Here is a 7,422-nt window from a genome sequence, read left to right on the forward strand (position 1 = left end):
CCCGTATCACCCCATTTTCGGCCCTTTAGTGGGCATGCCGGGGTACTGGCCGCGCCGGGGCGCCCGGCTCCTGCGGTTCGACGGGGAGGCGGACCTCGACGAGCAGGCCGCCGCCGGCGCGGGCGGTGGCGGTGACCGTGCCCGCGTGCGCCTGGGTGATCGAACGGACGATGGCGAGGCCGAGCCCGGCGCCGCCGCTGTGGTCGATCCGGTCCGCGGCGAGCCGCTTGAACGGTTCGAACAGCTCCGCGACCGCGTGCGGCGGCACCTCCTGGCCGGTGTTGGCGACCGTCAGCTCCGGCGTGCCGCCGCCGACGGTGACGTGCACCGAGCCGCCGCGGTGGTTGTACTTGATCGCGTTCTGCACCAGGTTCGTGACGAGCCGCTCCAGCAGTACCTCCTCGCCGCGCACGGTGCACGGCCGCAGCTGCGACGTGAGCCGCACCCCGGCGGCCGCGGCCCGCGCCTCGTGTGCGGCGAGGACCCCGGCGGCGATGTCGTCGAGGCGCTGCGGCAGCCGCACCGCGAGCCCCTGGTCGGCCTCGCTGAGCACCAGCAGCCCGTCCACGAGGCGTTCGTTGCGTTCGTTGGTCTGCAGCAGCTGCGCCGTGAGCAGCGTGAACTGCTCGTCGGTCAGCGGCTGCCCCATGCCGACCTCGATCAGCGTCCGCTGCACCGCCAGGGGTGTACGCAGCTCGTGGGACGCGTTCGCGGCGAAGCGGCGCTGCCCCTCGTACCCGGCGACGATGCGGTCCATCATGTCGTCGACCGCCAGGCACAGGGCGGTGAACTCGTCGCGGCGGCTGCCGGCCACCCGGATGCGGTGCCCGAGGTTCTGCGGCCCGACCTGCGCGATGACCGGCACCAGGTCCCGCATCGGCCGCAGCGCCCACGTGATCAGCCGCGGCGCCACGAACCGCAGCAGTACCAGCGCGGCGAGCAGCGCGAACCCGTACGGCAGCAGCCACCACGCCTGCTCCCGCGCGGCCCCGCACAGCGACAGCTGCGGGTCGCAGAACAGCGCCAGGAACCGGAACGTGGTCGGCGTGAACGTGTACGTGTCCGCGGCGTACCGCACCGCGTACCCGCTGACGAGGGCGGCGGCGACGAGCATCAGCACCCGCCGCCGCGGCGTGCGTACGTTCATCCCGGCCCGATCCGGTACCCGGCGCGCGGCACCGTTTCGATCACCGGCGGGTCACCGAGCTTGCGGCGCAACGTCATCACCGTCACCTTCACCACGTGCGAGAACGGGTCGGTGTGCTCGTCCCACGCCTGCTCCAGCAGGTCCTCGGCGCTGACCACCTGCCCGCCGGCGCGCAGCAGCACGTGCAGCACCGCGAACTCCTTCGGCGTCAGCCCCAGCACCCGCCCGTCCCGCACCGCCGAGTGCCGCCCCACGTCGAGCACAAGGCCGCGGTACTCCAGGACCGGCGGGACCGCGGGCGCGCTGCGCCTGCCGAGCGCCTGGATCCGGGCCACGAGCTCCGCGAACGCGAACGGCTTCGTCAGGTAGTCGTCGGCGCCGAGCCCGAGCCCCTCGACCCGGTCACGGATCCCGCCGGCCGCGGTCAGCAGCAGCACCCGGGTGTCCAGGCTCGCGCCCGTCATCCACCGGCACACCTCGTCGCCGGTGCGGCCCGGCATGTCCCGGTCCAGGACGGCGACGTCGTACCGGTGCACACCGAGCCGCTCCAGGGCGCCGTCGCCGTCGTAGCAGACGTCGACCGCCATCGCCTGGCGGCGCAGCCCGGCCGCGATCGTGTCGGCCATGAGCCGCTCGTCGTCGGCCACGAGCACCCGCATGCTGCGTCCTTTGCTGTTCGCTGTCCGCTGTTTCGGTTCTGTCTTGCCTTGTGTTGCCTTGCCTTCTTGCCTTGCCTTGCCTTTGCCGGCCGCTGGTTGCTGCCCGCATCAGCATGCCAGGCGGGTGGTAAAGGGAAGGTCAGAAGATCGCTGACGGTGGCCGTACCATGGCCGCCGCACACTCCGTCGGCATGACCAAGGACCAGGCGCGCACCGACCGCACCGTCCTCGCCGGGCTCGTCACGCTCGCCGCCGCCGCGTTCGCCGCCGCCGTGCGCCTGCGGCTGCCGGCCCTGCCGATGGGCGACGAGCCGCACTACCTGGCGCTCGCCCAGGCGATGGTGGACCACCACACGTTCGACCCGACCCCGGTGTACGAGCACCGTGACTACTGGGCGTACTACCCGGCGGACATCGACGCGCACGTCGCCGTCGTCGACGGCCGCCCCGTGCCGTTCCACAACCTCGGCGCGCCGCTGCTGTTCGCGGTGCCGTTCCTGCTGTGGGGCCGCGCCGGCGCGCACCTCGTCACCCTCGCCGCGGCCGTCCTCACCGTCGTGCACGTCTACCGCCTGCAACGCGAGCACGGCATCCGCATCCCGTACGCCGGGTTCACCACCGCGCTGCTCGCGCTCGGCTCGCCCCTGTACGTGTACGCCTCGATGCTCTTCGTCGAACCCCTCGGCATGCTGGCGCTCGTGTACGCCGCCCGGGTCCTGCTCACCGCCCGCCCCGCGGTGTGGCGGCTGGCGCTGGCCTCGGCAGGGGTCGGCTATCTGCCGTGGGTGCACGGCCGGTACGCGATCTTCCCGGTGACGTTCGCGATCCTGGCGGTCGTGTGCGTGCCCCGCTCACGGGTGGCCCTTTTCGCGGCCCTCGCGCCGGTCTTCGTGCTCGCGGCCGGTCTCGAGGTGTTCAACGCCGTCATGTACCACTCGCTGAGCCCCGCCCCGGGCAGCACCGACGCGCTCGGCGAGGGCCTGCTGCGCCAGTCACCGCTGCGCGGCCTGCTGTACCTTGCCTTCGACGGCCGGTTCGGGATGCTGTCCAACTTCCCGGTCCTGGTACTGGCCGGCGCCGGCCTCCTGCTGTGCGCGACCCGCTCCCACCGCCGCCTCAACCTGGTGCTGCTCGGCACGGTCACGCCGTACGCGGTGCTCATCGCCACGTACCCGAACTGGCCGGGCGGCTTCTCCCCGCCGGGCCGGCTGCTGTCGGTGACGGTGCCGCTGCTGGCCTACTACATCGGCGCCCTGCTGCAGCGCCTGCCGTCCTGGCCGCTGCTCGTCGCCGCCGAGCTGGCCGCGGCGTACGGGTACACGATGTCGCTGCTGTCGGACGCGCATCCGCTGGAACGGTTCCACTGGCTCGCCGACCCGGGGAACGCGCCGCTGCGCCGCATGGCCTCGTTGCTCGGCACGTCAGTCGACCGGCTGCCGCCGCTGGTGACGTCCGGCAACCAGATCGACGCCGCGGCCGCCGCGCGGTTCACGACCTGGAGCGCGGTGACGGCGGCGGTGGTCGTGCTGCTGTGGCTGCACGCCCGCCGGGCGACCCCGGCACCTGACCCTGCCGCCACGGTCGACGGTGTTCTCGCCGAGCGCGGCGACGGCGGGCTCGTCGAGCGCGGCGACGGCGGGCTCGTCGAGCGTGTCGACCTGGTAACGGTGAGTGCCGAAGAACGTCACCGGGAGCGCGCTGTGGCGGCGCCCGGTGCGAGCCCGGACGCAGGGTAAACTACGAGCGGTGATCGCTTCGAACATCAATTAGTTATGGTGTACTACGGTCAGGTAGAGCAGCCCGACACTTCGCCGGGTCGCCTCCTTGACTCCCGGTCCACGAGCGCGTGGGTTCCTGTCTTTTGATCGCCGGATCGGCCGCTCAGACACCGCCCGGCGCCGATGAGCCCGTCAGTTGGCGGGCTGTTAGGCGCGTGCGCCTGGAGCCGTTGTCGGAGCGGGCGGTGGCCGAGCTGGCGCGGCGGGAGGCCGTGATCCGCAAACCCGCCGACGGGTGAGCGCCCGCCGGTGGAAGCCTTTGCAGGAAGCCGCCGGTGGAAGCCTTTGCAGGAAGCCGCCGGCGGAAGCCTTTGCAGGAAGCCGCCGGCGGAAGCCTTTGCAGGAAGCCGCCGGCGGAAGCCTTTGCAGGAAGCCGCCGGCGCTGTCGACGCCGGCGGCTCGGGACGTGGCTACTTGACGCCGACCGCGCCGTACATCGACACCTCGGCCGGTGAGGCGTGCTCGGCGGCCGTCGGCCGCCACTCGCTGATCGGCACGACGCCGGGCTCGACGAGCTGTGTCCCGTCGAAGAAGCGGGCGAACGTGGCGCTGTCGCGCGGCCAGGCGTCGACGAGGCCCTTCGCCAGCATCTGGTCGTACATGCCGGCGACGTGCGGCGGGACGAAGTCCTTCGTGGAGTTGGTCGCGACCAGGTAGCTGCCCGCCGGCACCGCGGCGAGCAGGTCGGTGACGACCTTGCGGGCACGCTCGTCGTCGCGGATGAAGTGCAGCACCGCGTACAGCAGGATCGCGACCGGCTCGCGCAGGTCGAGGGTGCCGGTCAGCTCCGGCGCGCGGAGGATCGCCGCGGGGTCGTTGAGGTCCGCGTCGATGTAGTTGGTCGCGCCCTCCGGCGAGCCGATCATGAGCGCCCGGGCGTGGGCGAGGACCATCGGGTCGTTGTCGACGTACACGACGCGTGCCTGCGGGATGATCGCCTGCGCGACCTCGTGGGTGTTGTCCGGGGCGGGCAGGCCGGTGCCGATGTCCAGGAACTGCCGGATGCCGGCCTCGCCGGCGAGGAAGCGGATGGTGCGGTTGTGGAAGGCGCGGCCCTCCTGCGCGGCGATGCGGATCGCGGGGTACGCCGCGGCGATCCGGTCGCCGGACTCCCGGTCGACCTGGAAGTGGTCCTTGCCGCCGAGCCAGTAGTTCCACCGGCGGGCCGGGGACACGATGGTGGCGTCCAGCCGCGGGTCGGGCTGAGGGTGGTCGAGGTCGCTCGTCGGCACGGGGAAGCCTCCCGGCGTTTCAGGATCCGGTGGGGGTACGGCGCAGCGTCGCTCATCGTAGCGGTCGCCGCCAACGGATGTCCCGCCCGGGACGGCCGCCCGGTGGGCGCTGCTCGGGCGGCGCCGGTGCGGACAGGACGCTTGACAGTCTGCCGGTCCTTATCGATTACCGGTATATCGAAAGTCGATAAGGGGGAGGTTCGCATGAAGCGGATGCCGGCCCGGCTGCGCGGCCGGGACTACCTGGCGGAGCTGCAGTCGCTGCTGTACGCGGCGCCCGGCCTGGGCGCCGTGGTGGAGGCGCGCGCGATGGCCGTCCGGGACTCGATCACGGTCACCGTCGGCGCCGGCGTGCACGTCGCGCCGGACGCCGGGCACCGGGCTGCTGCCCGGTGCCCGGCTCGACCCCGGCAGTGACGTGCGGGTCCTCGTCGAGCACCCGAGCGTGCGGCAGGTGGCCTGGCACGCCGTGCAGGTCGTGCCGTGGTACCTGCTGGCGGTGTTCACCCTGGCGATGCTGCTGCTCGTGGTGCGCGCCGCCCGCCGGGGCGACCCGTTCGCCGCCGCCAACGTGCGCCGGCTGCGGGTCGTCGGCTGGGTCGTGTTCCTCGGCAGCATCGCTGCGTTCTACCTCGAGCTATGGGCCGGGCTGGAGCTGTCCACGACCGTCGTGACCGACCCGCCGAACACCGGCGCCCAGGTCCCGCTCGTCTGGTGCCTGTGCGGCTTCGGCTTCCTCGCCCTCGCCGAGATCATCAAGCGGGAGCGGGCGCTGCAGTCCGAGCTCGCCGGGGTCATCTGATGCCGCCGGCCGACGATCACCGCGTCGACGTGCACATCGACCGGCTGCTCGCCGAGCGTGGCATGACCTTGACCGACCTCGCGGCCAGGGTCGGCATCACCCTGGCCAACCTGTCGGTGCTGAAGAACGGCCACGCCAGGGCGATCCGGTTCAGCACGCTGACCGCCCTGTGCGAGGTCCTGGACTGCCAGCCGGGGGACCTCTTCACGGTGGCCCGGGGTGCCCCGCCGACCGGCGCCGGCGACGGCGGTGACGGCGGCGAAAGGAAGTCATAAGGAGCCTGTACGGCGGCCTTGAGGTGCGGCGATTGCCCCGAAAGCGCTCTCTCCATAGCGTTGGGGATCGATCAACCCCGGACCTCTTGGGAGCACCTGTGAGCACGTCCACCACCCGGCGGCGCTGGACCAGCCGCCCGCTGACGGTCATCGCGGCCGCCCTCGCGATCGCCGTCACCGGCCTGGTCGCCACCGCGTTCAACAACCCGCCCGAGGCGTCCGCCGGCATCGGCAACCTCACCTGGTCCGACGAGTTCGACGGGCCCTCGGGCGCGGCGCCGGACACGGCGAAATGGAAGCACGACGTCGGTGGTGGCGGCTTCGGCAACAGCGAGCTGCAGTACTACACCGACGGCGCGGCCAACTCCGCCCTCGACGGCGCCGGGCACCTCGTCATCAGCGCCCGCAAGGAGAACCCGGGCAACTACAACTGCTGGTACGGCCGCTGCCAGTACACCTCCTCCCGGCTGCTGACCGCGGGCAAGTTCACGCAGAAGTACGGCCGGTTCGAGGCCCGGATCAAGATCCCGCGCGGGCAGGGCCTGTGGCCGGCGTTCTGGATGCTCGGCGACGACATCGCCACCAACCCGTGGCCGGCCAGCGGCGAGATCGACATCATGGAGAACGTCGGCAAGGAGCCCGGCACCCTGCACGGCACCCTGCACGGCCCCGGCTACTCCGGCGGCAACCCGCTCACCGGCAGCACCGTCCTGCCCGGCGGCCGCGCCCTCGCCGACGACTTCCACACGTACGCCGTCGACTGGGCCCCGGACTCCGTGACCTGGTACCTCGACGGCGCCCAGTACTTCCGGCGGACCCCGGCCGACACGCGCGGCAACAAGTGGGTCTACGACCACCCGTTCTTCATGCTGCTCAACGTCGCCGTCGGCGGCAACTGGCCCGGCTCGCCCGACGCCAGCACCACCTTCCCGCAGCAGATGGTGGTCGACTACGTGCGGGTGTTCGCGTACACCACCGGCGGCGGCACCACGACCCCGCCGCCCGCGACCGGCAACCGCATCACCGGCATCGGCGGCAAGTGCGTCGACGTCGCGGCGGCCAACACCGCCAACGGCACCCAGGTGCAGCTGTGGGACTGCAACGGCACCGGCGCCCAGCGGTGGTCCCGCCCCGGCGACGGCACGATCCGCGCCCTCGGCAAGTGCCTCGACGTCCTGGCCGCAAACCCCGCCAACGGTACGAGGGTCCAGCTGTACGACTGCAACGGCACCGCGGCGCAGAAGTGGACCGCGAACGCCGACGGCACAGTGCGCGCCCTCGGCAAGTGCCTCGACGCGAAGGACGTCTCCTCCGCCAACGGCACGCCGTTGCAGCTGTGGGACTGCGCCGCCAGCACCAACCAGCGCTGGGCGTTCGCGTAGCCGGTACGTGCCGTGCCGGTTGCCCAGGGTGACGACGCTGGACTCGGTGGTCGGCGGCCGGGAGAATGGAGGGCAGCGCCTACCGGGGGGAGGCGGCACGTGCCTCGACCATACTTCTCTTTGGACGCACCGGGTTCGGGTTCGGTG

At 72.2% G+C, this 7,422-nt stretch carries 8 protein-coding genes; 5 read left to right on the top strand and 3 right to left on the bottom strand.

Features of this window, described 5'->3' with window-relative positions; all coding sequences use genetic code 11:
• Positions 1 to 25 precede the first annotated feature (25 nt).
• Both AB0H83_RS44840 and AB0H83_RS44845 read right to left on the bottom strand, forming a co-directional pair.
• Positions 26 to 1,147 (bottom strand): HAMP domain-containing sensor histidine kinase, encoded by a 1,122-nt coding sequence (locus AB0H83_RS44840; RefSeq protein WP_360107658.1) that lies wholly within the window; start codon positions 1,145 to 1,147, stop codon positions 26 to 28.
• On the bottom strand, positions 1,144 to 1,806 hold the full coding sequence (locus tag AB0H83_RS44845; RefSeq protein ID WP_360107661.1) for a response regulator transcription factor: 663 nt from the start codon (positions 1,804 to 1,806) through the stop codon (positions 1,144 to 1,146). Before AB0H83_RS44845 ends, AB0H83_RS44840 begins: the two co-directional genes overlap by 4 nt.
• A gap of 191 nt (positions 1,807 to 1,997) precedes the next feature.
• Between AB0H83_RS44845 and AB0H83_RS44850 the strand changes: the two genes are divergently transcribed.
• Positions 1,998 to 3,542, top strand: coding sequence for a hypothetical protein (locus AB0H83_RS44850; RefSeq protein WP_360107664.1), 1,545 nt, complete (start codon positions 1,998 to 2,000; stop codon positions 3,540 to 3,542).
• A gap of 452 nt (positions 3,543 to 3,994) precedes the next feature.
• On the opposite strand, the gene AB0H83_RS44855 is transcribed toward AB0H83_RS44850, so the two are convergent.
• Entirely contained in the window at positions 3,995 to 4,816 is an 822-nt protein-coding gene (locus tag AB0H83_RS44855) for an SAM-dependent methyltransferase (RefSeq protein ID WP_360107667.1), read from the bottom strand.
• A gap of 204 nt (positions 4,817 to 5,020) precedes the next feature.
• Between AB0H83_RS44855 and AB0H83_RS44860 the strand changes: the two genes are divergently transcribed.
• The 4 genes from AB0H83_RS44860 to AB0H83_RS44875 all read left to right on the top strand — a co-directional run bounded on the left by AB0H83_RS44860 (position 5,021) and on the right by AB0H83_RS44875 (position 7,275).
• A complete protein-coding gene (locus AB0H83_RS44860) occupies positions 5,021 to 5,233 on the top strand; it encodes a hypothetical protein (RefSeq protein WP_360107670.1) in 213 nt (70 codons plus the stop codon).
• 1 nt (position 5,234) lies between these two features.
• The gene (locus tag AB0H83_RS44865; protein ID WP_360107673.1) at positions 5,235 to 5,618 is read left to right on the top strand and encodes a DUF2975 domain-containing protein; all 384 of its coding nucleotides are present in this window, start codon (positions 5,235 to 5,237) and stop codon (positions 5,616 to 5,618) included.
• Positions 5,618 to 5,893, top strand: coding sequence for a helix-turn-helix transcriptional regulator (locus tag AB0H83_RS44870; protein WP_360107676.1), 276 nt, complete (start codon positions 5,618 to 5,620; stop codon positions 5,891 to 5,893). The genes AB0H83_RS44865 and AB0H83_RS44870 overlap by 1 nt, the downstream gene beginning before the upstream one ends.
• 98 nt (positions 5,894 to 5,991) lie before the next feature.
• A complete protein-coding gene (locus AB0H83_RS44875) occupies positions 5,992 to 7,275 on the top strand; it encodes a family 16 glycosylhydrolase (protein ID WP_360107678.1) in 1,284 nt (427 codons plus the stop codon).
• Positions 7,276 to 7,422: the final 147 nt, after the last annotated feature.

The organism is Dactylosporangium sp. NPDC050688 (assembly GCF_040654515.1).
Classification (GTDB): Bacteria; Actinomycetota; Actinomycetes; order Mycobacteriales; family Micromonosporaceae; genus Dactylosporangium.